This window comes from Marinobacter sp. X15-166B (assembly GCF_001752365.1).
Taxonomy (GTDB): Bacteria; Pseudomonadota; Gammaproteobacteria; order Pseudomonadales; family Oleiphilaceae; genus Marinobacter.
This window is the reverse complement of record NZ_MEIY01000001.1, coordinates 2,880,131-2,905,365: the sequence shown is the minus strand read 5'-3', so window position 1 is coordinate 2,905,365 and position 25,235 is coordinate 2,880,131. Positions and strand designations below refer to the sequence as shown.

Here is a 25,235-nt window from a genome sequence, read left to right as displayed (position 1 = left end):
GCAATCATGCCGGTTAGATGTCCAGGGTAAACTGAGCGCGGTTATTTCTCACCCGGAACGCTGACAGATCAACGACTTCGCCCTGAAAGCTCAGACTGTCCAGAGCGCTCATGGCCCCCACCACAACCTTCAGCGGCGGTGCCCCGGACACCTCAACCGTGTCGCCGGACCGCTTCAGGGACGCCACCAGCCGGCGTCCGTCGGCGTCGGTAATCTGTACCCAGCAGTCCCCCGAAAAAGACGCCCGAAGGCTGGCCGTACCGGCCAGCGATTCGCCGTTGCCCACAACCGCCGGGCGCAGGGGCTCCGGCGGCGGCGCGACCGTCTCGGCCGCGGTTACCTCGGCAGCAACCTCCGCTCCCGGCGCGAAGACGTCAGCCGCGCCAGCCCCGGCGGTTTCTGTCGCTGAAAGCTCCGGATCGACGGTGGTCGCGGGTGACTCCGGATCGGCGGTGGTCACCACCGGTTCTGGTTCCTGTCCCTGTTCCGGCACCGGTTCCGGATCTTCGGCTGAGATGCTGCTTTCCTCCGCAGGCTCGGGTGCGGGTGCCGGAGAGGAATCCTGCTGCACCTGTGGCTCAGGTACGGGTTGCTCGGACTCGTCTTCAGAAAAAACCAGCTCCAGCCCAATCACCACCGCCGCCACCAGGGCGATCAGGATCAACGACATCCGGGCGATACGGCGTTTCCTGCGCTTGCGGCGCTCAATGGTCACCAGTGGGTTGGTTTCCTGTTCTTCTTCCTTTTCTTTGCGCAGAGGTACCAGTTCGCGGTCCAGTGAGCGGATAATGGCGTCGCCATCCAGCCCGACATGAGTCGCGTAAGCGCGTATGTAACCCTTTAAAAAGAGCTCACTGCCGATGACATCGTAGCGCCCTTCTTCAATAGCGGTGATAATCGACGGCCGGAGATACTGAGCGTCGGCGACCTGCTTGACGGTCAGGCCGCGCTGCTGCCGGGCCGCCTGCAACATCACGCCAACCGTCTGTGCCCGTTCAGGTCCCTGAGTCGATTCATTGGCCATGGGAGGTCAGCACCTTATACTGTTTATACTGATCGGAATCGGGGAACCGGTCCCGCAGAAGCAAGGCCAGACTGGATACCCGGTTATAATCGTCGTAGTGGCGGGCTATTTTGATGCCGACCAGCAGACTGTCAGCGCTGTGGCTCATACTGGGGTCACGTTGCATCCTGTCCAGCAACCGCTGATAGTAGCGGGCTGCCAGTTCATATTCTTCGTTGTCAATTGAGACGCGCGCCAGCGCCAGCAGGGAAGCCGGATCGCCACGACTCAGCTCCACCGAACGGCGATAGGCCACCGCCGCCGCGGGGCTGTTGTGCAGCTGTTCTTCGGTCAGGCCGAGGTTATAAAACACGGAGGCCCGATCTTTGTAACCGGTATCCCGGGCAGCAACGGCAAACGCATCCCGAGCTTCAGCAAAGCGACCCTGTCCGTACAGCAAGGCACCGTAAAACACCCGCCCACGGGTGTAGCCGGGGTCCAGCCTCAGGGATCTCGCTAACGCGGCTTCCGCCAGTTCCGGCTCACGTTCGTACTGATAAATAAGCCCCATGGCGGCGTGGGCGCCGGCGTTGCGCGGATCCAGCTCCATCGCCCGGTCGAGGTGATCCCGGGCGCGCTCGACATTACCCTGACCGACATAAGCGGTGGCCAGCTGCACATAGTTGGCCACCGCCTTGTCTTTGTCCGCCTCTTTGGCAAAGCGACTGTTTGTGGTGGTTACACACCCGGCCAGTATCGCGACTACCAGATACCCGAACAGCAATCGTACAACGTTATTGACCAGTGTTCTCTTCAAAGCGATGTTTCCTTGTTGATCAGTATGTGAGCCTCAAGGGGTGACCTGATGAACAGGGATATACCTCTGACTGCGGCGGGTCCGATCTTCAAAGTTGCCCACCAGCTGCCCACAAGCGGCGTCGATGTCGTCGCCACGGGGGGTTCGTATGGTGGCCACATAACCCGCTTCGTTCAATATCTTCTGGAAATGGCGGGTTGCGTTCATGGCCGGGCGCCGGAAATCGCTTTCCGGGAACGGATTGAACGGAATCAGGTTGATTTTGCAGGGCAACCCGCGCAGCAGCCCCGCCAACTCGCGGGCGTGCTGCGGCTTATCGTTCATTCCCTCAATCACCGTGTACTCGATGGTGGCCTTGCGCTTGTCCGGCAGCCGGCTCAAATAGCGCTTGGTGGCTGCCAGCAACTCGGCGATCGGATACTTTTTATTCAACGGCACCAACTGGGTACGCAGCTCATCATTGGGTGCGTGCAACGAGATTGCCAATGAAACATCGGTAACTTCACCCAGCCGGTCGATCGCGGGGACCACACCCGAGGTACTCAGGGTCACCCGGCGCTTGGAAATGCCGTAGGCCAGATCTTCCATCATCAGGTTCATGGCGTCGACCACGTTGTCAAAGTTGAGCAGGGGCTCGCCCATACCCATCATCACCACGTTGGTAATCGGCCGCTCGGGACCCGGCTCGAAGGGCATGAACGCTTTGCGGGCCACCCACACCTGACCAATGATTTCCGCCGCCGTCAGATTACGGTTGAACCCCCGTTTACCGGTGGAACAAAAGGTACAATCAAGACTGCAGCCGATCTGTGAGGAAACACACAAAGTACCACGTTCGCCGTCGGGAATGAGCACGGTTTCGACACTGTTGCCGTTGTCCATGCGCATTACCCACTTGCGGGTGCCGTCCTTCGACAACTCGTCGAGCACAACTTCCGGGCCGCGGATTTCGGCAATCTCACTCAGCTTTTCCCGCAACACACGGCTCATGTTGGTCATTTGATCGAAGTCGTCCACACCCCGCTGATGAATCCACTGCAGAATCTGGGTGGCACGAAATTTTTTTTCACCCAAAGACTCGAAAAACGCCTCGAGTTTGGCCTTCGGCATCCCCAGTAAATTGACCTTTTCAGTGGCACTTGTCATCAGAAAACCTCGATCGAATAACCAACGGAAGCAGAACGGCCAGACCGTCCTGCTCCGCTTGACGAATCAGCCGCGCGGGCAGATTTCGTTGTCATTAAAAAAATAAGCAATCTCGCGGGCAGCAGACTCAGCCGAGTCAGAACCGTGAACCGCGTTCGCGTCAATGGAAGTAGCAAAGTCAGCACGGATGGTGCCTTCGGCCGCTTCTTTCGGGTTGGTCGCACCCATCAGGTCACGATTCTTCAGAACCGCACCTTCGCCTTCCAGAACCTGGACAACCACCGGGCCGGACGTCATGAACGCCACCAGATCGGCATAGAAAGGACGCTCTTTGTGCTCAGCGTAAAAACCACCCGCTTGCTCTTCGCTCAGGTGCATCATTTTGGCGGCGACAATCTTCAGGCCGGCATCTTCAAAGCGGCTGTAGATTTGGCCAATGACGTTTTTGGCAACGGCGTCTGGCTTGATGATGGACAGGGTGCGTTCGTTTGACATGGTGTTTCTCCAGTAATGTTCGGGTGAAATTTCAGGGCTGCGATTATACGCAGTCTGGGGGCCACTGCCTACCGGACTGAACGCAGTCGGGTCACAACATCCCTCACCTGGGACGAGGCAAAGTCAATTTCTTCAGCGGTGGTAAAGCGTCCCATCGAAAACCGCAACGCCTGATGGGCCTGTTTGTCGTCCAGCCCGATACCCCGCAACACATAGGAGGGCTCCAGGGTGGCCGACGCACAGGCCGACCCGGACGACAACGCCAGTTCACGGAGCCCCAGCATCAGGGATTCCGCATCCACCCCTGCAAACGACAAGTTCACAATGCCCGGTACCCGGTGGGTTTCGCTGCCATTGAAACGCACGCCTTCCAGCCCGTCCAGTGCCGTCAAGAAACGCGTGCGCAAGCCTTCGAGACGCTCGTGCTCATCGTCCAGAACATCATTGGCAAGCGCAAACGCTTTGCCCATGCCCACAATCTGATGGGTCGGCAGCGTGCCGGAGCGCATTTCACGCTCATGCCCCCCACCATGAATCTGCGCACCGACATGCACATCGGGAGAGCGTCGTACATAGAGCGCACCCACCCCTTTGGGGCCGTAAACCTTGTGCCCGGAGAGCGACAGCAGATCGACGGACAGTGCGGTAACATCCACCGGTATTTTGCCGGCAGCCTGAGCGGCATCCACATGAAACAGGATCTTGCGACTGCGCAGCATGTTGCCGATTTCAGCGGTGTCCGAAATGGTACCGAGCTCGTTATTCACCAGCATCAAACTGACCAGTGCGGTGGTATCGCGAATGGCCTCGGCCACCTGATCCGCACTGATCCGCCCGGTACTGTCCGGCGTCAGCCAGGTCACTTCGCAACCCCGGGCTTCCAGATGCCGGATGGGATCCAGCACCGCCTTGTGTTCGATCACCGACGTGACGATGTGGGGCGCAGTCCGGCCTTCAAGCACACCCTTGATGGCCAGATTGTTGGATTCGGTGGCACCGGAGGTCCAGACAATTTCCCGGGGGTCGGCATGAATGAGGTCGGCAACCTGACGCCGGGCACCTTCGACTGCAGCTTCGGCCTGCCAGCCATAACCGTGGGAACGGGAGGCCGGATTGCCAAATACGCCGTCAAAGGTGAGGTACTTCATCATTTCTTCGGCAACGGCATTATCTACGGGAGTCGTGGCCGCATAATCCAAATACACTGGTTTTTTCATAAGTAAGAGACTGAGTTCAGGCCGGCGCCTGGTTGGAGAGGCGCTCGGTGTTAATGGTCTGGGATTCCGTTTTCCCCTGCAGACGATTCTGACGCGCGGCAACCACCTGTATTTCCCGGTTTTCCATTAACTGGGCGAGACTGATACCACTCAAAAACTGGTGGATCTGTTCGCTGAGGTCTGACCAGAGGTGATGAGTAAGGCACTTTTCACCCGCTTGGCAATCCCCCTTGTTTCCGCACCTTGTGGTGTCCAGGGATTCGTCGACGGCATCAACAACGTCGGATATGAAAATCATATCGGTTTGTCGGCTCAGCCGATAGCCACCGCCAGGACCGCGGACGCTCTCCACCAGGCTGTGGCGCCGCAGGCGAGAGAATAACTGCTCAAGATACGACAGCGAAATATCCTGGCGGGCTGAAATCTCTGCGAGGCTCACCGGGTCCTTACCATCGTGCAGAGCGAGGTCTAGCATCGCAGTAACGGCATACCGGCCCTTAGTGGTCAGACGCATAGCATTCGGCCCTGATATCGCAAGCGAGAAGAATTGGGAAAACTCAGTATGAATTGACCGACTATTTCAGTCAAGTATTCAGCCGGTCTTGCTGTGGTCATCGCGCACACAGTCAAAATCTTCTTCGTCCAGCTCGGGCAAGGTGCCGTTCTGGTACTCCGTGGTCACCTTCTGGAGTGCCTTGCACATGATTTCCAGACGATCGTCCACGGCATGCATATGATCCAGCAAACTGCGCATGGCCCGGGCAATCGGGTCAGGCATTTCCTCGGTGACACCGTAGGCGTCAAAGCCCATTCGCTCTTCCATCTCCCGGCGGCGCGGATCAGATTCCTCGGCGCGGCGCACAATGACCCGCCCGGGAATACCGACCACCGTGGCATCGGCAGGCACTGCTTTGGTCACCACCGAGTTGGAGCCAACCTTGGCGTTGTCCCCCACTTCAAAGGGGCCGAGTATTTTTGCTCCGGCGCCCACTACCACGCCGTTACCCAGGGTGGGGTGGCGCTTGCCTTTGTTCCAGGTGGTACCGCCGAGGGTCACCCCCTGGTACAGGGTCACATCGTCACCGATCACTGTGGTTTCGCCGATGACTACGCCCATGCCATGGTCGATAAAAAAGCGGCGACCTATGGTGGCACCGGGGTGGATCTCGATACCGGTCAGCCAGCGCGCAATGGTCGACAAGGTGCGTCCCAGCCATTTCAGATTCCGTTGCCATAGCCAGTGCGCAAGCCGGTGCATCAGCAAGGCATGCAACCCCGGATAGTTGGTTAATACTTCAAAGGTATTGCGAGCCGCAGGATCGCGGTGAAATACGCTTTGAATATCTTCTTTTATACCTTTAAACATGATGCGCACCCTGTGTGCCTGTGGTCTTTTTGCTTTTGTCTGTGGCTTTTGATGCGCCGCCGGCAGCGGCGGTTTTTTGCACGGCGCTTAACACCCCACGGAGAATGTTGACCTCCATCTGGTCCAGTTGCGCCCGCTGAAACAACCGGCGAAGCCGTGTCATCAAATGGCGTGGCTTATCTTGCCGATGAAAGTCAATCACTTCCAGAGTGGACTCCAGATGCTGGATGAACCCTTCGACATCGTGAACATTGGCCAGAGGCACATCCCAGCCTTCATCCGCCGGAGAGGTCATCGCACTCAGGCACGGACTGGCACCCTCGCCGGCAAGGGTCTGCAAGTAGTGCATGCGCAGTTCGTAGGTGACCACCTGCACCGCCATCGACAGATTCAGCGAACTGTAATCCGGATTGGACGGAATATGAATATGGAAGTGGCAACGATGGAGTTCATCATTGCTCAAACCGTGGTTTTCACGACCAAACACCACCGCTACCGGGCCGTGACTGACATACTCCGCAACCTTCCCCGCAGCCTGGGGCGGCGCCATCACCGGCCAGGGTACTTTGCGGCCCCGGGCACTGGTGCCCATGACCAGGGCGCAGTCATCGATGGCGTCCGCCAGACTGGTCACCACCCGGGCCTGATCCAGAATGTCGGCGGCGCCGGCGGCGCGGGCGTAAGAGGTTTCATCCGGAAACGAAGCCGGATTCACCAGCCACAAATTAGCGAAGCCCATGTTTTTCATGGCCCGGGCGACGGCGCCGATATTGCCCGAGTGCGAGGTTTCAACCAGAACAACGCGCACCTGATTCTTGAAAGACGGGGACGCGTCGCCGGGGAGCGCTGGCTTGTGCATAGGGCAAAGTCTCTGTGAAAAACCGTATTACGCCAATTATACCAGAGTGCGGGTGGCTCCCGCTTCCCCGAAGAACCCGAAACGGACAATCTGCCGGCGGCCTGTCGGTCCAGCCCGGCCCGCCCCCCTTGCGACAACCCTTGGCACTGCCGGGCAGTACCGAGCCGGGAAAACCACCAAAACCGGCCTGTTCGCAGCCCATTAACGGTAAGTCCGACACACAGCTTGACAAGGCGGAGTCAAAAAACGTACAAGGGCCCGCATCATTTTGATATGATACGCGACCCTCCATACATCCAGGTATCGAACAGTCTAATGCAACCAGCAATTAAAATGGCTCTGCGCGTCGCGCGCCAGGGCTCTGACTATTTAAAAGCTCATTTTGAACGCCAGGAACCCGCTAACAAAGGGAGTGACGAGCAACGGCAACAACTTGATCGTGCTGAGCTGTCCATTTATGAGAGCTTTGCTGAGCAACTGCAAAAGGCCTACCGGGACCATGTTGTGGCCCCCATGAATGAAGTCGATGCGGGCACCGCAGAAAAGAGCTGGCACATTTTCCCCCTTCTGGGACGCGACAATTTTGTCAATGGCATTCCGGACTTCGCGGTGGCGCTGATCCAAAAACGGGACAACCGTACCGAGAACCTGCTGCTCACCAACCCGATTACCGGTGAAGAGTACGCGGCGAGCCGCGGTCAGGGTGCCATTTTGAACAGCCGCCGCGGACGCACCAGCAACGTCCGCCAGCTTGATCAGGCCGCCATCGTCACCAACGTACTCGACCAGTGCAAACTCGCCGACGACCCGCTCACCTGGGCCGAAGTGGCATCAACCCTCGCGCGCTCCAGCGGCTCGCTGCGCACTTCCGGCTGCACCGCTCTGGACATCGCCCGGGTGGCGACCGGCTTTCTGGACGCTGCCGTGGTGGTGCGGCCACAAGCAGAAGACCTCACCATTGCGCTGGCCATTGCCCAGGAATCCGGCGCCCTGACCGGTGATTTTGTCGGCAACCCGTCCAGCCTGCAGTCCAAACAGCTGGTGGTCGCCAACCCCAGACTGTTCAAGGAGATCCTGCGGGAGCTGCAATTGTTCCGCGGACGCCTCCCCAACTGAGGCACCTCCGCGCAATCGCAGCCAGTAAAAAAGCCGCGCCCCTGACGACAAGGGCGCGGCTTTTTTGTGCCGGTCATGGCTGGCATACCAGCGATGCTACATGCGGTTCAACCATTCCGGCGGCTGCTCTTCCTCTTCGCCGTCGCCTGCGCCTTCTTTCACCGGCAGCAACAGGTCCTCGCGACTGACCCCCAGCACGATCAACAGATTCGCCGAGACATAAATCGAGGAGTAGGTTCCCACCACCACACCGATGATCAGCGCAATGGCGAAGTTGTTGATTGCCTCGCCACCCAGAAAGTACAGAGCCAGCAACACCACCAAGGTGGTACCGGACGTATTGATGGTACGACTGAGGGTCTGATTGATGGACGCGTTAATTACATGATTGCTGTCGCCCTCCCGCATCCGGCGAAAGTTCTCGCGAATCCGGTCCATTACTACGATGGTGTCGTTCAGCGAGTAACCGATCACCGCCAGCAGGGCCGCCAGCACCGTCAGATCAAAGGTCCACTGGAACAGGGCAAACACCCCTAGAATGATGATCACGTCATGGGCCAGCGGAATAACCGAAGCGATCCCGAATTTCAGCTGGAAACGCATACCCACGTAAATCAGCACCACGGCAAGGGCAATCAGCAGACCCAGACCACTGTCTTCCTTCAGCTCCTTACCCACCTGGGAGCCCACAAACTCGGAACTGACCAGCTCCAGTGTGTCGCCACCGGCGCCCAGCACGGCCGCCACCTCATTGGCCATCTCCGGGTTACCGGACTCGGCCATACGGATCAGGATTTCCGTGTCGGCACCGAAATTCTGCACCACAAACTGCTCATAACCGGCCGCACTCAGGTCGTCGCGAATGGCATCCAGCGACGGCGCTTCCTGATACGCCAGCTCAACCGAGGTGCCCCCGGTAAAATCCAGGCCGAAGTTGAGCCCGCGCACGGCCAGCGACACCACGGACATCACGATCAATACTGCCGACAGGGCGAACGCAAGCTTCCGCCAGCCCATGAAGTCGAAAGGTTTTCTTCCCGTATTAGACATTGGCCAACTTGCCCCCGATCGATAACTTTTCAACCTTCCGGCCGCCATACACCGCATTCACAATACCCCGGCTGACCACCAAACCCGTGAACATGGAGGTCAGAATACCGATGCTCAGAGTTACCGCGAACCCTTTGACCGGCCCCGAACCCATGGCAAACAGAATAACAGCCACCAGCAAGGTGGTAATATTGGCGTCAAAGATCGATACGAACGCGCGCGAATAACCCGCGTGAATGGCGGATTGCGGCGGCACCCCGCCCCTCAGTTCTTCCCGGATGCGTTCAAATATCAGCACGTTGGCATCAACCGCCATACCGACCGTCAGCACGATACCGGCAATGCCTGGCAAGGTCAGAGTCGCCGACAGGATCGACATGCAGGCGATCAGCAGCATCAGGTTCAGGGTCAGCGCGGCACAGGCAATGGCGCCGAAACCACGGTAGTACACCAACATATACAGCAGCACCAGGGCAAAGCCGAGCACCACCGACATCAATCCCGCATCAATGTTTTTCTGCCCCAGGCTGGGGCCAATGGTGCGTTCCTGGACAAAATACATGGGCGCTGCCAGCGAACCTGCCCGCAGCAACAACGCCAGCTCAGACGCCTCGGGAATCGAGTCCAGTCCGGTGATGCGGAAACTGCTGCCCAGCGCTGACTGAATGGTGGCCAGACTGATAATGCTGCGCTCTTCAATTCGCTTGTCGACGGACTGCAACTCACCATCGACCATCTTTTCTTCTGTTTCGGTACGGAATTCGATAAACAGAACCGCCATGCGGCGCTTGATGGCGTTACGGGTGGCCCGGTTCATCAGATCACCGCCCACGGCGTCCATGGTGATGTTGACCTGCGGCTGACCGTTTTCGTCAAACGCCTGCTGGGCGTTGGCAACATTGTTACCAGTCGCGATTATTTCCCGCTCCAGCCGCGCTTCACGGTTCGGATTGTCGCGGAACCCGTAAGATTCGGTAGAGCTGACCGGCGCATCCGGACGCGCCTCGAGTCGAAACTCCAGATTGGCGGTTGCACCGAGCACCCGTTTGGCCTGCGCCGTATCCTGAACGCCGGGCAATTCCACGATAATGCGGTCTGCACCCTGACGCTGCACCAGCGGTTCCGCCACCCCCAGCTCGTTGACCCGGTTGCGGATGGTGGTGAGGTTCTGCTCAAGGGCATAATTCTGTATGTTTTTGATTTCAGCTTCCGAGAGCGTCAGGGAAATCAGGAACTCATCGCCCTGGGTCTGCTCGCGCATCAGGAACTGAGAATGCTGGCGTCTGATCAGGTTGAACGCCCGCTGGCGGGACTCGGTGTCGCGGAAACTCAGCACAATACCCCGCGCCCCATCCACATCACCGCCACGGTAGCGAATCCGCTCTTCCCGCAACTCCCGTTTGATCTGGCTCGAGAACGCCTCAAGGCGCTGTTCCAGCGCGGTGTCCATGTCCACTTCCAGCAGGAAGTGGACCCCGCCGCGCAGATCCAGCCCCAGCTTCATCGGCCCCGCCCCCAGACTGCGCAACCACCCTGGCGTGGATGGCGCCATGTTCAGGGCCACCAGGTAATCCCGCCCCAGCATGTTCTGGACAATCGGCCGGGCCCGTAACTGCGCTTCTGCGTCGTTCAGGCGGATCAGGCCGTTCCGCTCCTGCAGACTGCTGGACTTGATGGCGATACCCGCCCCTTCCAGGGCCGTCGTCGCTCTCTTGAGGACGGCTTCGCTGACGTCGGTACTGCTGCGTGCGCCGGTGATCTGCACGGCGTAATCGTCCGGGTACAGATTCGGCAGTGCATAGACAAACCCGATCAGCAAGGCGACCAGGATGACCAGATTTTTCCAGAGCGGGTACTTGTTTAGCATGGGGTCCCTTAGTTAACCAGCAGTCGCATTCGGAGTTTCTATATCAGAATCAGCCGATGGTTCAGATATCCTTCAGGGTTCCTTTGGGCAATGCCGTGGCGACCGCCACTTTCTGCACCTTCAGCTCCACGTTGTCGGCCACTTCCACCAGGATAAAATCATCGGCCACGCGGGTAATCCGACCGGCGATACCACCGGAAGTCACCACTTCGTCACCCTTGTTCAGCCCACTCATCAGGGCCTTGTGCTCTTTGGCACGCTTGGACTGGGGACGCCAGATCAGGAAATAGAAAATCAGGATGAAACCGGCAAAGAAAATCACCTGCCCCATGACGCCCATGCTGCCGGCACCAGGGTCTTGCGCCATCGCCAGACCGGGAACGAGTGCCGCCAGAGTGGCCAGAAGCAACGTAAAGGTTTTCATGCAATATCTCCGTTAGTCAGATCCATAATTCACAATTGGACAGTCGGCTCCGTTGCCAGAACAGACCTGGTTAAGTTTCAGTCAACGGGGGCACGGTTTGACCGCGACGCTCGTAGAAGTCTTCAACAAAGTCGGACAATGTACCTGCTTCAATAGCCTCGCGCAATCCACGCATCAGGATCTGATAATACCTAAGGTTATGAATGGTATTCAGTTGCGAGCCGAGCATTTCCTTACACTTCTCAAGATGGTGCAGATAGCTCAGGGAAAAATTCTCACAGGTGTAGCAATCGCACTGCTCATCCAGCCGGCCAGTGTCGTGCCGATGGCGGGCATTACGGATCTTGACCGTGCCCGTGGAGGTGAACAGGTGGCCGTTACGGGCGTTGCGGGTCGGCATGACGCAATCGAACATATCCACCCCGCGGCGCACCCCTTCCACCAGGTCTTCCGGCCGCCCCACGCCCATCAGATAACGGGGCTTGTCCGCCGGCATCCGGTGGGCCAGATGGTCGAGTACCCGCACCATGTCTTCGTGAGGCTCGCCCACGGACAGGCCGCCAATGGCGTAGCCATCGAACCCGATGTCGGTCAGCCCTGCGAGGGAACGGTCACGCAGGTGGGTATACATCCCCCCCTGCACAATTCCAAACAAGGCTGCCGGGTTGTCACCGTGGGCTTTGCGGCTGCGCGCTGCCCAACGCAAAGACAACTCCATGGATTGCTCGGCTTCTTGCTCCGTTGCCGGGTAAGGCGTGCACTCATCAAAGATCATCACCACATCCGACCCCAGGTCACGCTGCACCTGCATGGCGATTTCCGGATTAAGCTCAACCGGATCGCCATTGACGGGCGAACGGAAGGTCACTCCCTCCTCGGTAATCTTGCGCATGGCACCGAGGCTGAACACCTGAAACCCACCGGAATCGGTCAGAATCGGACCCTGCCACTGGGTGAAGTCATGCAGGCTGCCATGGGCCTTGACCACCTCGGTGCCCGGGCGCAGCATCAAGTGGAAGGTGTTGCCCAGAATGATGTGCGCCCCGGTAGCTTCAATGTCCCGGGGCAACATGCCCTTTACCGTACCGTAGGTACCCACCGGCATAAACGCCGGCGTTTCAACCACGCCCCGCGGAAAGGTCAGCCTGCCACGACGCGCCTTGCCGTCTTCGGCCAGCTTCTCGAACGCCATATAACTGTTACTGCTCACTGCTTTCTCCCGAATCCGGCTGGATTAACAGGGACCCCAAACTGGGTTCCTGTCCGGTGACAAACATGGCGTCACCGTAACTGAAAAAACGATAACGTTCCCGGACCGCCTCGGCGTAAGCCGCCATCACATGATTGTAACCGGCAAACGCACTCACCAGCATGATCAGGGTGGATTCCGGCAGATGGAAGTTGGTCACCATCGCATCCACGGTCTGGAAGCGGTACCCGGGGTAGATAAAGATATCGGTTTCGCCATGGAACGCCCGCAACACACCGCCCCGACTGGCTGATTCGAGCGACCTCACCGAGGTGGTACCCACTGCGATGACCCGCCCGCCCCGCGCCCGGGCGCGCGCGACCGCGGCCACAGTTTCTTCCGGCACCTGGGCAATCTCGCTGTGCATTACGTGATCTTCAAGGCGCTCCACCCGGACCGGCTGAAAGGTACCGGCCCCCACGTGCAGGGTTACGGTGGCAGTTTCCACGCCCATGGCCGCCAGCCGGTCAAACACCGCCTGGTCAAAATGCAGCCCCGCGGTGGGTGCCGCCACCGCGCCGGCCTGGGCGGCGTATACGGTCTGATAACGCTCCCGGTCCGCCAGCTCATCCTCCCGCTCCATATAGGGCGGCAGCGGCATGTGACCGATCCTGTCGAGAATATCGAGAATGGGGCTGCCGGTTTCGGTCACCAGCCGGAAGAGAGCCTCCTGCCGTTCAACCATGGTTAGCGCATAACCGCCCTCAAACAGCAGGCGCTGACCGGGTTTGGGGGCTTTTGAGGCGCGCACATGAGCCAGAATCTCATGCTCACCGACCACGCGCTCCACCAGTACTTCGACCCGCCCACCGGTTTCCTTGCGCCCCAGCAGGCGCGCCGGGATCACTTTGGTGTTGTTGATCACCAACAGGTCATCCGGGTGCAACTGGTCTGCGAGGGCACTGAAACTGGAATGAGTGGTGTTGCCGGTGAGTCCGTCCAGGACCAGCAAGCGGGAAGCGCTGCGCTGCTCCAGCGGGTAGCGGGCAATCAGCTCATCGGGAAGTTCAAACTGAAAATCGGAAACGTTCATTAACAGGAGTGCTCAAGCGCATCGCAGGGGCGATCTGTAAATGATCCGGAACAGGGGTATGAAGACAGAGGTGTTCCGGCATACGCATACTGCAAAAAATGGTACCAGCGGGCGGACTCGAACCGCCAAGCCCGTGAAGGCGGGGGATTTTGAATCCCCTGTGTCTACCAATTTCACCACGCTGGCCTTGGAGAGGTTGTGAATTATACTGACGCCGGTACCGAAATCAACAGCTGGGTGTGGTTTTATCTCGACACCGGCGCAGGCTTACAACCGGTCGAACAACGACAGCCGGGAAACTTGTGCAAAAGACAGCTGCGCCGCTTCCAGCACAAAACTCTGAAAACTCAGTGTACTGATGGCTTCTGCATAATCCAGATCCTGAAGTTGCGACCGTATCTCTTTTGTGTACAACGCGGAATCCTCCAGAAACTTTTGCGTGGTTTCGATGTTGTTCATCCGCCCGCCGATTTTGGTCTGGGTGCCCACGATGCTTTCCTGGGCGTTGTCCAGGTTGGTCAGGGAGTTGGCGATGAGATCATCGTAGGCCCTCTGACCGCTGGCGAAACTGGCTGAGGCGTTGCCTGCTCCGGTCGTTATGTCAATATCGTCGAACTTTGCACCGGTGATCTTCAGATTGCCAGCCCACGGGTCCGTCGCAGGGTTATTTCCCGCCGCACGAATATCCAGATCCTGCCCTACAGATTCTATGCGCAGGTTGCCGCCACTTATGGTGGCGGTTACGCCCTGCTTGTTCAATTCGGCATTGCCGTTGATCATATCCCGGAGATCGGTAAGCGTTTCGCCACCACCAAACGACAGTTCCTCCCCATTCACAACTAATTTGTCATTGGCAGCAGGCACAAAGCTCGCATCGCTAACCGTCGCTACTGCGGGCGCTTTCGCCTGATTCTCCAGCCCGTAGATCAGTTTTTCAATGCTGGTGAAGATCGATTGTTTGTCGCTGGTTTTCAGAGTAAAGGTATCGCCCGCAGCCGCACCGGTGATTTCAACCTGCGTACCGGCCACACGGATGGGCTCTCCCGATTGGTAGGCCCCACCTGCAATTGGCGTCGCCGGGTCTGAACGCAGTGCGGCACTGAAAGCGTCAGCGCCCGCGTTAATCGTGATGACAATGTCGTCCGGGTACACCGCATTAAACAACGCCTGATCCAGCACCATCCCCGTACTGATGCGGGCCCCGGATTGGTTACTGGCACCGGCTTCCGCAAAGAAATCCGGGTTGGCGGCAGGCACGTTCACAAACACGTCTTTGCCGTTGTCGCTGATGGCCACTTTTACGCCATCATCGATTTCCAGCATCCGCTGGCCCTCATCCCCCTGATACACCCAGTCGCCGGAGATGTTTTGTCCGAAGGCCGGGGTATTGCCCTGAAACCCGCTGAAAATGTACTCCCCCGAAGCATCCCGGGTGTTGGCCAGAGCGCTCAGCTGCCCCAGCCGCTCCTTGAGTTCGGCGGCAATGGCCTTGCGGTCGTCGGGAGACAGGGAGCCATTGCCCGCCTGCACCGTCAGCTCCCGGACCCGTTGCACCACGTCCACCATACTCCCCAAGGCACCCTCTTCCTGGCTGAGCCGGTTATTGGCCAGGTCGGCATTACGCTGGTACTGATCAATGCGGCCCATCTCCTGGTTCAGCTTGAGAATGCGCGCCGCCGCCACCGGGTCATCCGATGGCCGGTTAACCCGTTTACCGGTGCTGATCTGCTCAGACGTTTTGTTGATATCAACGTTCAGCTCCTGCAGCCGGTTAATACCGCCGGAGAACACCTGATGTGAAGAAATCCGGATCATGTCTATCTACCTTTTATCCGTTACCGGAATGTTGATAACAGGGTATCGAACAGGTTCTGGGCCACGTTCATCACCTTTGCCGAGGCGTTGTAGGCGGCCTGATACTGGATCAGGCGCCCGGCTTCCTCGTCCAGATTAACGCCGGACACGGACTCGCGCTGATTGAACGATTGCTCCAGCAGTGCCTGACCGGCGTCTTTGTCGAGCTGGCTCTGGCGGGTTTTCACCCCCACGGTTTCCACCAGCCCGGCGTAGCCTTCGGTAAAGCTCTGGGTGCCGCCGTTCATGGTATTGGCAGTGGCCAGCCCGGCCATCAGTTCTGCGTTGCGGTTATCGGACACCCCGCCGGTGTTGTAGCCGATGGTAAAGCGGTCCCCCGGTGCGGGCTTGCCGCTGATCCGGAACTGAAAACCGACGTACTGAGGATCCCTTGGGTCGTCACTGAACAGGGTATTGCTGACCCCCTCCTGAAAATCCTGAGCAGCAAACACCGTCACCGCAGGATTATTGGCATCCACGACCGTATATTGCAGCCGGCCCGTACCGCCGTCCTCACTGAAAACAATTTCCAGCGGTGGGTCCAGCTTCCCCTGGCTGCTGAACCCCGGCAGCAGGCTGTTGGTCAAGGGGTTGCGCACATTCAGCATGACCCCCTGATCAATCTTGCCGGTACCGCGGTTACCCGCGTCGGTTTCTGCCCGCACCGGGCTCGCGAAGGCCAGCTCTTCTTCCCGGTCCACCTTGAGCTCCAGACTGCTCGCGGCATGCCGGGTAGGCTGTATCAGATAGCTGTCACCGGCGTTCAGGACCGCGCCACTGATCTGGATGTTAAAGCCGGGCATGGATATTTCAGCCGGCAGGGGTGACGGCAGGCGACCCGTTTGCACGACCTTGCCGCTGACTTGGTCCAGCAACTCGAAATCGTGCCCGTCACCGCTGAATTTCAGGCTCCAGGTTCCGGCTTTCAATGCGCCGCTGTCAGTGATCTGCACCCCCAGCGCCGCCTCAACAGGAGTCTGGTTGTTGGCGTTGGCGATGACCCGGCCCGCCTGTGCCGCCGGGGCATTGATCTCGGTGAAGAAGGTGCCCCCGAGATCCCCCTCCAGATCCATACCTATCTGGTGCTGATGGTTGAGATTATCGGCGAGGGCAATGGCAATCCGCCCCAGCTCATCGAACGCCGGTTGCAGAGACTCTTTCTCAAACCGTTTCAGCCCCCCCGAACCGGCCGCCGGTAATCTGCTGGTCAATCACCAGTTCGCGCCCACCGGCGTTCAGGGTGAACTCCAGTGCCGCCGGGTCTTCCGGACTGGTGCGCGTCCCCAGGCGTGCGGCTTCACCCCCGGTGATCAGCGCCTGGCCATTGTTGAGCAGCACGTTAACCTGGCCGCCCTCCGCCGGCACCACCCGGACAGACACGAGTCCGGACAACTCCCGCAACAGATCATCACGTTTGTCGAGCAACCCATTAGGCTCGCGCCCCTGGGCCAGTCCCGGTGTATTGGAAATCGCCAGATTCACTTCAGCGATGCTGTTGATCAGCGCGTTGGCGTCTTCCACCCCCTGCGACATCTGGGTTTTGACCTGCTCCCGCTGCTGGATAAACTCCTGCTGCATGGCCTGGAAACGGTTGACCACGCCCTGGGCTTCGCTCAGGACCATTTGCCGTTGCGGCAGGGACGCGGGGTCTTCGGCGGCACTTTGCATACTGGCAAAAAAGTTGTTCAGGGCCTTGTTGATGCCTGTTGCTTCGCTGCCCAGCAGATTGTCGAGCCGGGACAGCTCGGTATTCAGGGTTTGCTGTTCGCTGTGCAAGGCGGTGTCTGAACGGATCTGGTCCACCAGAAACTCGTTGGCCAGGCGGCGCACATTGGAGATGTTAACGCCGGTCCCCAAATTGCCGGCACCCGTTGGCTTGCCGGGCTGGGTGTCAAACACCACTTCTTGCCGACTGTACCCCGGCGTGTTGACATTGGCGATGTTATTGCCGGTGGTGTTCAGCGCCGTCTGATGGCCCAGCACGCCGGTCAGACCAATCTTGATCAATCCTGCCATAACCGTTACTCCCCAACCCTCGGTGACACTCCAACCGCGCCCTCACCGGCCCGTGCAAACTGCTTGCCGCTCATGATGCGGCTGATTTTCGCGGCGTATTCCGGATCGGTCGCGTAGCCGGCGGACTGCAGTTTGCGGGCAAACACCTGCGGATCATCCGCATTAGCCAACACCTCACGATAACGCGGGTTGGCGTGCAGAAAGCTGACGTAATCGCGGAAGCTGGATTCGTAATCATCGTAGGCACGGAAATCGGCCCGCTCCTGCAACCTGACACCTTCCCGGAATTCAGAGGTGGTGATGTTAACGGCCTCCCCCGACCAACGGCGGTCTGCCTTGATGCCAAACAGGTTGTAACTGGGTTCGCCATTGGCGCCTGTGATCATGTGTTTCCCCCACCCGGTCTCCAGCGCAGCCTGGGCCACCATCAGCCGCGGGTTCAGACCGCTGTCGGCGGCGACGCGCTCGGCCAGGGGCAGCAGCTGGCGGACAAACTCCCGGGGTGAGGTAAACTCGGCCGGCAGGTCCTCTCTTGCCGGCTCGCTCTCAGGCACGGGGCGGGCCATGGTTTCCGCCACCTGCTCCACTTCTCTCAGCCGCGCCGGCAGCTCAATCGACAGGGCCGGCAAGCTGCGGTCGTAATCCTGAATGCTGGTGCGGTGCCCGGCCAGCCGCTCGCCCTGCGCGTTCATACCCGGAATCTGCCGGCTGAGCTGCTGCACCAAGGTGTGTGCCAGCCCCATCCCCTCGTTCCGGGACAGGGACAGGCTCAGCTGGCTGTCGAACATATCCCGGTAAAACTCGGATTGTTCGCTGTTCAGGTAATTGCCTTCCGCCAGGACATCCCCCGCCTGGCGCATGGACTTGAGCATTTCCGCCATAAACAGACTTTCAAACTGGCGGGCCACCTCTTCCAGCGCGGCCTGTTTGTCGGTGCGCGCCTGGGTTTTGAGTGCGTTGAGCCCGCCAAATTCGGTAAACACCCGTGCCTGTTGCAACCGTGCGTCCTGCATCACCCCACCTATATAACAATCAGTTCGGCGCGCAACGCACCGGCTTGTTTCAGCGCTTCCAGCACCGCCATCACATCACCCGGGGCGGCCCCCACCTGATTCACCGCCTGCACGATATCGTTAAGCGTGGTGGCCGGTCCGAACTGGAACATCCGGGCAGGGTCCTGAGTGGCGACAATCTGTGAATTCGGGGTCACCACCGTTTGCCCGTCGGAAAAAGGATCGGGCTGACTGACCTGCGGGTTTTCCTGAATGGTGACCGTGAGGTTGCCATGGGTCACCGCTGCAGCGCTGACGTGCACATTCTGGCCAACCACGATGGTGCCGGTCCGGCTGTTAATGACCACTTTTGCGGCTTCCTGCGCCGGCTCCACGTCCAGGTTTTCGAGGATCGACAGAAAACTGACGCGCTGGGACGGGTCCCGGGGGGCCTTCACCGATACGGACGTGGCATCGTGGGCATAGGCCATTTCCGGCCCCAGCAACCCGTTGATTGCTTCCACCACCCGCCGGGCGGTGGTGAAATCCGGGCGCAGCAGGTTGAAGGTGATGGTGTCACCAAGGCCGAACGGCGACAGCACTTCCCGTTCAATGGTGGCACCGTTGGGTATGCGGCCAACACTGGGTACGTTAACGGTGATCCGTGAGCCGTCCGAACCGGACGCACCAAACCCGCCCACCACCAGACTGCCCTGGGCCAGGGCATAGGTCTGCCCGTCGGCCCCCTTGAGGGTGGTCATCAGCAGACTGCCCCCGCGCAGACTGCTGGCGTTGCCAATGGAGGAAACGGTGATATCCAGCTCCTGCCCGGGTTTGGCGAACGGCGGCAAGGTTGCGTGTACGGTGACAGCCGCCACGTTTTTCAGGTTGGGGTTAACCCCTTCCGGCAGGGTAATGCCGAACTGGTTCATCATGTTGCGGAAGGTCTGATTGGTGAAGGGCGCCCGGTCGCCGGTGCCATCCAGGCCCACCACCAGACCGTAACCGATCAACTGGTTGTTGCGCACCCCTTTGATGCGCGCCAGATCTTTCAACCGGTCCGCCATCACCGGTGACACCACCAGCAACAGACACAGCGCGATCAAAACTGGTTTCAGCCGGCTCATAAGGGCCACCACTCACTGTTGAAAAAGCGTGCCAGCCAGCCCATCTGGTTGGCCTGGTCGAAATCTCCGGTGCCGCCATAGGCGATGCGGGCATCGGCGATGCGATTGGAAGCCACGGTGTTGTCGGGGGCTATATCCTGGGGGCGCACCAGCCCGGTCAGCCGGATGTATTCGTCTCCGTTGGTCAGCGACAACCACTTCTCACCGCGAATCCGCAGCACGCCATTGGGCAACACGTCGGTGACGGTGACCGTAATGCTGCCCGCCAGCCGGTTACTCTGGTCGGCCCCGGCCTGGCCTTCGAAATCCCGCTTGCTGTTCAGCCGGGCAGACAGCCCACCGATGCTTTTACCGAACAAGCTGGGTTCGGCCAGATTGATGTCGGTGTCTTTGCTGATGCTGCTTTCGGCCGTTTTGCTGGCTTCCGTTCGTTCCTGCAGGGAGACGGTCAGAATGTCACCGACATTGAGCGCCACGGTATCGCCGTAAATATTGTAACTGCGGGAATTTTGATAGATGGACCCTGTGTGAGGGTCACGCTGCATCATTGCCTGGGCGCGCACCGGTGCGAAGGCCGGATCATCCGGCATGGCCCGCGGGCGACTCACTGCGGTGCACCCCTGCAACAGAATCAACAGGGCAACCACCGCCAGGGTCAGGCTGTTACGAGCCCTGGCTTCACCACTCAACCCACTCATGGCACGCCTCCTCGAAACAAAACTCGCCATCACTCAACCAATGTTGTTGGTAATAAATTGCAGCATCTGATCCGTCGTCGACACCACTTTGGAGTTCATTTCATAGGCCCGCTGGGTGGTGATCATGTTGACCAGTTCTTCCACCACCTCCACGTTGGAGGCCTCGGTCATGCCCTGCTCGATGGTGCCCAACCCGGCAATACCTGCTTCGCCTTCGGCGGGGTCACCGCTGGCGTTGGTCGCCCGGTAGAGGTTGTTACCCATGGCCTGCAGCCCTTGCGGGTTGATGAAATTCACCAGGGTGATTTCCCCCAGGTTGGCGGGCGCTGCGTCGTTGTTAATGACGGCGGTCACCGTGCCGTCGCGGCCGATGGTGATGGAGGTGGCGTCCTCGGGTATGGTGATGTTCGGCTCCAGCAGATAACCGTCGGGGGTCACCACGTCCCCATTGGAGTTGAGCTGGAACTGGCCATCCCGGGTGTAGGCCATGGTGCCGTCCGGCAGCAGGACCTGAAAGAAGCCCCGCCCGTTCACGGCAATGTCCAGCGGCTGTTCGGTAACCTGGAGATTGCCCTGGGAAAACTGCTTGGTGGTGCCCACCACCCGCACCCCGGTGCCCAACTGGACCCCGGAGGGCAGCTCGGAGTTTTGGCTGCTGAGCCCACCCGGTTGCCGGTTGACCTGATACAACAGGTCCTGAAAAACCGCGTGATCACGCTTGAATCCGGTGGTATTCACGTTCGCCAGGTTATTGGAAATGGTGGACATATTGGTGTCCTGTGCGCTTAACCCGGTCTTGCTCACCCACAGTGCTGGATGCATGTTGTACTCCTCGTTTATAACCCGTACAGCGGAAAACATTTGCCGCTTTCAGGCCTCAAGGCCTGGTGAAGAGGGCTTGATTAAAGGTTCTGCAACAGTCGTGCCGCCGCCTCGGCGTTCTCGTCTGCGGTGCGCATGACCTTGACCTGCATTTCGTACTGGCGGGCCAGTTGCAGGTTGGCAATCATTTCTTCCACCGCGTTTACATTCGAACTTTCCAGAAAGCCGGACACCACCCGCAGGTTGCCATCAGCCGGCTCACCACCGTCCAGGGCGGCGTCGGGCCGGCGGCGCACAAAGCCGTCCTCCCCTTTTTCCAGGACATTGCCCGGTGGGCTGACCAGTTTCAGGCGATCCACTTCAACCAGCTGATCCGCCGGACCACCCACCGGCACAATGGACAGGGTGCCGTCTGCGCCAATATGCAGATTGTCGAACGGCGGCAGCGCGATGGGACCGCCGTTGCCCAGCACCAGTTCGCCACTGGCGCTGCGCAGCAGCCCGTTGGTGTCGATTTGCAGGCTGCCGGAGCGGGTAAACACCTCCTGCCCCTGCTGGTTCTGGATGGCCAGCCAACCCTCCCCGTCCACCGCCACGTCGAGCTGGCGACCGGTATCCATCAGCGCACCCGCGGACAAATCCGTGCCCGGGCGCTCGGTCATGGCGTAGGCCCGGGTGGGCAGCGATTCGCCAAACACCGGCATACTGCGGGCCTGGGCAAAATCACGCTTGAACCCGCTGGTGTTGACGTTGGCCAGGTTATTGGCGTGGGCCCGCTGGGCCAGCATGTTTTGCTTGGCCCCGGACATACCGATGTAAAGGGACTTATCCATGGGAACACTCCTGCCGGAATCTTGACTGTGTACAGACAAGATGCAGGAGTTATGCCAACAACTGACTTGCGGGCAGATGAGATGGGAAAGCCCCGCACCAGAAAGTGACGGGGCCTGAATTTATGCGCGCACCGGGCCCGGTTAACGCAGATTGATGATGGTCTGGGTCACCGCGTCCGAGGTCTCTATGGTTTTCGCATTGGCCTGGTAGTTGCGCTGCGCGATGATCAGGTTAACCAGCTCCGCCGACAAATCCACGTTGGACTCCTCCACCGAACTGGATTTGATCGCCCCCAGGGTACCGGTGCCGGGCTGGCCGATAATCGCCTGGCCCGAGGCAAAGGTTTCCACCCAGGAGGTATCGCCAATGGGCGACAGACCGTCAACATTGTTGAAACTGGCCAGGGCTACCTGCCCCAGCGCCTGGGACTGGCCGTTGGTGTAGCGGGCAAACAGCACCCCCTCATCGGACACATCCAGCCCGGACAGGCGACCGGTGGTGTAGCCGTTCTGGCGCTGATCGTTCACCCCGAAGGAACTGCCGTACTGGGTGGTTTCCCCCAGATTGATGACAAACGCCGAACTGACCGGGGGATCGGGAATGGGCGTCACCACCGCCACCCCGGCCGGCGGCGGACCGTCGGCACCATTGGGCATACCGGCCGGGTCTTTCGGAGTCCAGTCGCCGATCACAATCTCCCCATTGACGTCGCCATTCACCGACTGCAAGCTGCCGTCCTGATTGAACCGGGCCACCTGCGGGGTCTGCCCGGTATTGCCCACATACTCGCCATCCACCTGCAGATACACCGACCACTGACTGACCCCAACACCGTTCCCCGGCGCTTCGTTTTTTACGAAATACTGGGTCAGTACATGGGGGTTACCCAGACTGTCGTAGATGGTCGTGGAGGTGGCGTGGTTGTAGGTGCGCTGATCCTGGGGGTTGAACTGGTTGGCGACCTGCAAGGTGCCGTCATCCCAGGCGGCCTGGAACAAACCTGCACCGGCAGTACTTGGATCCGGATTAACCCCCTGATACGACGCAAAACCGGTTACCTCGCTGGTGGTTTGTACCCGCACGGTGCCTACCTGGGTTTCAGTTTGCGCGGTGCTGGGATCAGTATCATAAAACTCGACTTCAAGCGTGTGCCCACGGTTATCAACCACCCGCAACTGATTCGATACCACCGAGGCAGACACCGAGGTTGAACTGGAGTTGTTGATCGCATCGGCCAGGGAGGACAAATCATTCACCCCGCTGGTGTCAACGGGCACCGTGACACCCTCAACCCTAAGCTCAAAGGAGAACCCCGCTGCCTGGACAAACGCATCATTCAACCCCCCCGGCATGGTCATCTCGGTGGTGGCCGAGGCGCTCACCCCCTTGCCCTGGCCCAACTGGGCCACCACATCGGCCGCCGAAGAGTTTGCGTTTATTTGCACCTGAGCGGTCGAGCCATCGCCGTAATTGAGGAACACCATTTCTGCATTGAACGCGGTTGCCCCTGCGCCAATCTCAGTTTGCCCCACTTCCCCCAGCACGAAAGTACGCCGCTCCAGCACCTGCTCGCGGGAATCCAGATTCAGGTCACTGGTCAGATTAGTGGTGCGCTGCGGCGCCAGGTTTGAGGAGTCAATTTGCAGGTCGCCGCGAACCCCCGACAGATTGCCGTCGTTGTCCGCCTGATAACCCTGCACCCGCATATTCTGGTTGTTGACCACAAAGCCGTCTTTGTTGATGCCAAACTGGCCGGCCCGGCTGTAGCGGACTTCGCCGCCGTTGTTGAGCATGAAAAAGCCGTTGCCGTTGATGGCCAGATCCAGCCCGTTATCGGTGAAACTGATGTTGCCCTGACCGAAGCCCTGCTTGACCCCCAGCACGTTCACCCCGTCACCGACCGGATTGCTGCCGCCACCAAGGAAACCGCTGGCGTAGAGATCACCAAACTGTACCCGGCTGCCTTTGAATCCGACCGTGCTGGCGTTGGCGATGTTGTTGCCGGTGACATCCAGATCGACTGAAGCCGCCCGAAGCCCACTAAGCCCTGTATTGAATGACATGTTAAACCTCGAATATCAGTGTCTGGATTAATTGATCTGGTGCACGTCCGCCAGGGGAATCGAGCCCATGCCTGCCAGGTTCAGGGTGATGTTGCCACGACCGCCCAGGGACACACTGTCGACGTTGGCGCTGATCAGTGTTCCCAGCTGCTCCTGCCCCGAGGGGTAAGCCCCTTCGGCAACCACTTCGTACTTCCCGGGCGGCGATTCTTCGCCGCTGGCGTCCTTACCGTCCCAGGTAAAGGCGTGGTAACCGGGCTGGGCGCTGCCGGCATCAATCCGGCGAACCAGCTCGCCGGCTTCGTTCTTGATGGTGATCTGCAGGCTCGCAGTGGTCGCCGGCACCGCCACACTGCCCCTGATATCGCCGCCCGCCACCAGCTCACCTGCGGTACCCGGCACCAGTACCGAGCGCCCCACCATGGCCGACGCCTGCAGCGCCTGGGTGGAGCGGAACTCGCCAACCACATTGTCCACCGAGCTCGACAGCTTCTGGACTTCTTCCAGCGAGCTGAACTGGGCCAGCTGGGAAATAAACTCACCGTTATCCTGGGGCTCAAGGGGGTTCTGGTTCTTGAGCTGGGCAATCATCAGCTCCATGAACTCGTTTTTGCCCAGATCGCCCTTACCGCCCGCCTTGCCCTGCTGGAGCTGGTAACCGGCCAGGGCGTCTGCGCCCGTTGCACCATTGATCGCGCTCATCTGTCTGTCCTCTCCGGTTACTGCTGCCCAAGGGTGAGAATGCGTTGCATCATTGATTTGGCGGTGTTCATGATCTCCACGTTCATCTGAAAGCTGCGGGACGCGGACATCATGTCGGCCATTTCTTCCACCACATTGACGTTGGGGTAAAACACATAGCCGTCTTCGTTGGCCGCCGGGTGCTCCGGCTGATATCGCATTTGCAGTTCCGCGGTGCTCTCCACCACACCCTCCACCCGCACTCCCGCACCGGTTCCGGAGTCGCTGGCAAAGCCGGTTTTCGACGCAGCCGGATTCAGCAGCTCCTGCTGGATGGCGGCAAACACCGGTTTGCGGGCCCGGTAGGTGTGCTCGGTGCTGGAACTGGCGGTCTCCGCGTTGGCAATGTTTGACGCGGTGGTGTTCAAACGCAACGATTGGGCGGTCATGCCGGAGCCGGCAATATCAAAAATACTACCAAGTGACATAATCAGTCTCCTGTACAA

Annotated in this window: 25 protein-coding genes and 1 tRNA gene; 1 reads left to right on the top strand and 25 read right to left on the bottom strand. The window is 59.4% G+C overall.

All coding sequences use genetic code 11. The annotated features are described in order from the left end of the window. Positions 1-13: 13 nt before the first annotated feature. The 8 genes from BG841_RS13640 to trmJ form a co-directional block, all read right to left on the bottom strand. The gene (locus BG841_RS13640) at positions 14-1,024 is read right to left on the bottom strand and encodes a RodZ domain-containing protein (RefSeq protein ID WP_070058148.1); all 1,011 of its coding nucleotides are present in this window, start codon (positions 1,022-1,024) and stop codon (positions 14-16) included. After that, a complete protein-coding gene (pilW, locus tag BG841_RS13635; RefSeq protein WP_228141665.1) occupies positions 1,014-1,820 on the bottom strand; it encodes a type IV pilus biogenesis/stability protein PilW in 807 nt (268 codons plus the stop codon). The genes BG841_RS13640 and pilW overlap by 11 nt, the downstream gene beginning before the upstream one ends. A gap of 33 nt (positions 1,821-1,853) precedes the next feature. Beyond that, on the bottom strand, positions 1,854-2,966 hold the full coding sequence (gene rlmN / locus BG841_RS13630; protein ID WP_070058147.1) for a 23S rRNA (adenine(2503)-C(2))-methyltransferase RlmN: 1,113 nt from the start codon (positions 2,964-2,966) through the stop codon (positions 1,854-1,856). 66 nt (positions 2,967-3,032) lie between these two features. Next, complete coding sequence (gene ndk, locus BG841_RS13625) at positions 3,033-3,461, bottom strand: nucleoside-diphosphate kinase (RefSeq protein WP_070058146.1); 429 nt, start codon at positions 3,459-3,461, stop codon at positions 3,033-3,035. Between the two features lie 68 nt (positions 3,462-3,529). Continuing rightward, entirely contained in the window at positions 3,530-4,678 is a 1,149-nt protein-coding gene (locus BG841_RS13620; protein WP_070058145.1) for an IscS subfamily cysteine desulfurase, read from the bottom strand. 16 nt (positions 4,679-4,694) lie between these two features. After that, on the bottom strand, positions 4,695-5,192 hold the full coding sequence (iscR, locus tag BG841_RS13615) for a Fe-S cluster assembly transcriptional regulator IscR (protein ID WP_070058144.1): 498 nt from the start codon (positions 5,190-5,192) through the stop codon (positions 4,695-4,697). 78 nt (positions 5,193-5,270) lie between these two features. After that, positions 5,271-6,044 carry a serine O-acetyltransferase gene (cysE, locus tag BG841_RS13610; RefSeq protein WP_070058143.1) on the bottom strand — a complete coding sequence of 258 codons (774 nt, stop codon included), beginning with the start codon at positions 6,042-6,044 and terminating at the stop codon, positions 5,271-5,273. Continuing rightward, positions 6,037-6,903, bottom strand: coding sequence for a tRNA (cytosine(32)/uridine(32)-2'-O)-methyltransferase TrmJ (gene trmJ / locus BG841_RS13605; protein WP_070058142.1), 867 nt, complete (start codon positions 6,901-6,903; stop codon positions 6,037-6,039). Before trmJ ends, cysE begins: the two co-directional genes overlap by 8 nt. 315 nt (positions 6,904-7,218) lie before the next feature. Here trmJ and BG841_RS13600 point away from each other — a divergent pair, with 315 nt between their 5' ends. Continuing rightward, complete coding sequence (locus BG841_RS13600; protein ID WP_070058141.1) at positions 7,219-8,019, top strand: inositol monophosphatase family protein; 801 nt, start codon at positions 7,219-7,221, stop codon at positions 8,017-8,019. A 96-nt stretch (positions 8,020-8,115) separates the two neighbouring features. Here the strand turns inward: BG841_RS13600 and secF are convergent, their stop codons facing one another. From secF to flgC, 17 genes are all read right to left on the bottom strand, one after another. Further along, on the bottom strand, positions 8,116-9,069 hold the full coding sequence (gene secF / locus BG841_RS13595) for a protein translocase subunit SecF (RefSeq protein WP_070058140.1): 954 nt from the start codon (positions 9,067-9,069) through the stop codon (positions 8,116-8,118). Then, entirely contained in the window at positions 9,062-10,936 is a 1,875-nt protein-coding gene (gene secD, locus BG841_RS13590) for a protein translocase subunit SecD (RefSeq protein ID WP_070058139.1), read from the bottom strand. The genes secF and secD overlap by 8 nt, the downstream gene beginning before the upstream one ends. Before the next feature lie 61 nt (positions 10,937-10,997). Continuing rightward, positions 10,998-11,360, bottom strand: a complete 363-nt coding sequence (gene yajC, locus BG841_RS13585; protein ID WP_070058138.1) for a preprotein translocase subunit YajC — start codon at positions 11,358-11,360, stop codon at positions 10,998-11,000. 70 nt (positions 11,361-11,430) lie between these two features. Beyond that, on the bottom strand, positions 11,431-12,552 hold the full coding sequence (tgt, locus tag BG841_RS13580) for a tRNA guanosine(34) transglycosylase Tgt (protein ID WP_070058844.1): 1,122 nt from the start codon (positions 12,550-12,552) through the stop codon (positions 11,431-11,433). 7 nt (positions 12,553-12,559) lie between these two features. Further along, the gene (gene queA / locus BG841_RS13575) at positions 12,560-13,642 is read right to left on the bottom strand and encodes a tRNA preQ1(34) S-adenosylmethionine ribosyltransferase-isomerase QueA (protein WP_070058137.1); all 1,083 of its coding nucleotides are present in this window, start codon (positions 13,640-13,642) and stop codon (positions 12,560-12,562) included. Positions 13,643-13,741: 99 nt separating this feature from the next. Beyond that, positions 13,742-13,828, bottom strand: a tRNA-Leu gene (locus BG841_RS13570). Between the two features lie 81 nt (positions 13,829-13,909). Beyond that, positions 13,910-15,457 (bottom strand): flagellar hook-associated protein FlgL, encoded by a 1,548-nt coding sequence (gene flgL, locus BG841_RS13565; protein WP_070058136.1) that lies wholly within the window; start codon positions 15,455-15,457, stop codon positions 13,910-13,912. Between the two features lie 20 nt (positions 15,458-15,477). Next, the gene (locus tag BG841_RS17640) at positions 15,478-16,707 is read right to left on the bottom strand and encodes a FlgK family flagellar hook-associated protein (protein WP_322853375.1); all 1,230 of its coding nucleotides are present in this window, start codon (positions 16,705-16,707) and stop codon (positions 15,478-15,480) included. After that, positions 16,658-17,512, bottom strand: coding sequence for a flagellar hook-associated protein FlgK (flgK, locus tag BG841_RS17635; protein WP_322853374.1), 855 nt, complete (start codon positions 17,510-17,512; stop codon positions 16,658-16,660). Before flgK ends, BG841_RS17640 begins: the two co-directional genes overlap by 50 nt. Before the next feature lie 5 nt (positions 17,513-17,517). After that, complete coding sequence (gene flgJ, locus BG841_RS13555; protein ID WP_070058135.1) at positions 17,518-18,525, bottom strand: flagellar assembly peptidoglycan hydrolase FlgJ; 1,008 nt, start codon at positions 18,523-18,525, stop codon at positions 17,518-17,520. An 8-nt stretch (positions 18,526-18,533) separates the two neighbouring features. Continuing rightward, positions 18,534-19,631 (bottom strand): flagellar basal body P-ring protein FlgI, encoded by a 1,098-nt coding sequence (locus tag BG841_RS13550; RefSeq protein WP_070058134.1) that lies wholly within the window; start codon positions 19,629-19,631, stop codon positions 18,534-18,536. Next, complete coding sequence (gene flgH, locus BG841_RS13545; RefSeq protein ID WP_070058133.1) at positions 19,628-20,329, bottom strand: flagellar basal body L-ring protein FlgH; 702 nt, start codon at positions 20,327-20,329, stop codon at positions 19,628-19,630. Before flgH ends, BG841_RS13550 begins: the two co-directional genes overlap by 4 nt. 33 nt (positions 20,330-20,362) lie before the next feature. Beyond that, on the bottom strand, positions 20,363-21,151 hold the full coding sequence (gene flgG / locus BG841_RS13540; RefSeq protein WP_070058843.1) for a flagellar basal-body rod protein FlgG: 789 nt from the start codon (positions 21,149-21,151) through the stop codon (positions 20,363-20,365). A gap of 80 nt (positions 21,152-21,231) precedes the next feature. Then, positions 21,232-21,984, bottom strand: coding sequence for a flagellar basal body rod protein FlgF (locus tag BG841_RS13535; protein ID WP_070058132.1), 753 nt, complete (start codon positions 21,982-21,984; stop codon positions 21,232-21,234). A gap of 141 nt (positions 21,985-22,125) precedes the next feature. Continuing rightward, positions 22,126-24,048, bottom strand: coding sequence for a flagellar hook protein FlgE (locus BG841_RS13530; protein WP_070058131.1), 1,923 nt, complete (start codon positions 24,046-24,048; stop codon positions 22,126-22,128). Between the two features lie 27 nt (positions 24,049-24,075). Beyond that, positions 24,076-24,750 (bottom strand): flagellar hook assembly protein FlgD, encoded by a 675-nt coding sequence (locus tag BG841_RS13525; RefSeq protein WP_070058130.1) that lies wholly within the window; start codon positions 24,748-24,750, stop codon positions 24,076-24,078. A 17-nt stretch (positions 24,751-24,767) separates the two neighbouring features. Next, positions 24,768-25,217 (bottom strand): flagellar basal body rod protein FlgC, encoded by a 450-nt coding sequence (flgC, locus tag BG841_RS13520; protein ID WP_070058129.1) that lies wholly within the window; start codon positions 25,215-25,217, stop codon positions 24,768-24,770. Between the last annotated feature and the right edge of the window lie 18 nt (positions 25,218-25,235).

Bases quoted from the DNA above. Each gene is read 5' to 3' on its own strand.
- BG841_RS13640 (WP_070058148.1), bottom strand. From the start codon at position 1,024: ATGGCCAATGAATCGACTCAGGGACCTGAACGGGCACAGACGGTTGGC.
- rlmN (WP_070058147.1), bottom strand. From the start codon at position 2,966: ATGACAAGTGCCACTGAAAAGGTCAATTTACTGGGGATGCCGAAGGCC.
- ndk (WP_070058146.1), bottom strand. From the start codon at position 3,461: ATGTCAAACGAACGCACCCTGTCCATCATCAAGCCAGACGCCGTTGCC.
- BG841_RS13620 (WP_070058145.1), bottom strand. From the start codon at position 4,678: ATGAAAAAACCAGTGTATTTGGATTATGCGGCCACGACTCCCGTAGAT.
- iscR (WP_070058144.1), bottom strand. From the start codon at position 5,192: ATGCGTCTGACCACTAAGGGCCGGTATGCCGTTACTGCGATGCTAGAC.
- cysE (WP_070058143.1), bottom strand. From the start codon at position 6,044: ATGTTTAAAGGTATAAAAGAAGATATTCAAAGCGTATTTCACCGCGAT.
- trmJ (WP_070058142.1), bottom strand. From the start codon at position 6,903: ATGCACAAGCCAGCGCTCCCCGGCGACGCGTCCCCGTCTTTCAAGAAT.
- BG841_RS13600 (WP_070058141.1), top strand. From the start codon at position 7,219: ATGCAACCAGCAATTAAAATGGCTCTGCGCGTCGCGCGCCAGGGCTCT.
- secF (WP_070058140.1), bottom strand. From the start codon at position 9,069: ATGTCTAATACGGGAAGAAAACCTTTCGACTTCATGGGCTGGCGGAAG.
- secD (WP_070058139.1), bottom strand. From the start codon at position 10,936: ATGCTAAACAAGTACCCGCTCTGGAAAAATCTGGTCATCCTGGTCGCC.
- yajC (WP_070058138.1), bottom strand. From the start codon at position 11,360: ATGAAAACCTTTACGTTGCTTCTGGCCACTCTGGCGGCACTCGTTCCC.
- tgt (WP_070058844.1), bottom strand. From the start codon at position 12,552: ATGGCGTTCGAGAAGCTGGCCGAAGACGGCAAGGCGCGTCGTGGCAGG.
- queA (WP_070058137.1), bottom strand. From the start codon at position 13,642: ATGAACGTTTCCGATTTTCAGTTTGAACTTCCCGATGAGCTGATTGCC.
- flgL (WP_070058136.1), bottom strand. From the start codon at position 15,457: ATGATCCGGATTTCTTCACATCAGGTGTTCTCCGGCGGTATTAACCGG.
- flgK (WP_322853374.1), bottom strand. From the start codon at position 17,512: ATGGCAGGATTGATCAAGATTGGTCTGACCGGCGTGCTGGGCCATCAG.
- flgJ (WP_070058135.1), bottom strand. From the start codon at position 18,525: ATGCAGGACGCACGGTTGCAACAGGCACGGGTGTTTACCGAATTTGGC.
- BG841_RS13550 (WP_070058134.1), bottom strand. From the start codon at position 19,631: ATGAGCCGGCTGAAACCAGTTTTGATCGCGCTGTGTCTGTTGCTGGTG.
- flgH (WP_070058133.1), bottom strand. From the start codon at position 20,329: ATGAGTGGGTTGAGTGGTGAAGCCAGGGCTCGTAACAGCCTGACCCTG.
- flgG (WP_070058843.1), bottom strand. From the start codon at position 21,151: ATGCATCCAGCACTGTGGGTGAGCAAGACCGGGTTAAGCGCACAGGAC.
- BG841_RS13535 (WP_070058132.1), bottom strand. From the start codon at position 21,984: ATGGATAAGTCCCTTTACATCGGTATGTCCGGGGCCAAGCAAAACATG.
- BG841_RS13530 (WP_070058131.1), bottom strand. From the start codon at position 24,048: ATGTCATTCAATACAGGGCTTAGTGGGCTTCGGGCGGCTTCAGTCGAT.
- BG841_RS13525 (WP_070058130.1), bottom strand. From the start codon at position 24,750: ATGAGCGCGATCAATGGTGCAACGGGCGCAGACGCCCTGGCCGGTTAC.
- flgC (WP_070058129.1), bottom strand. From the start codon at position 25,217: ATGTCACTTGGTAGTATTTTTGATATTGCCGGCTCCGGCATGACCGCC.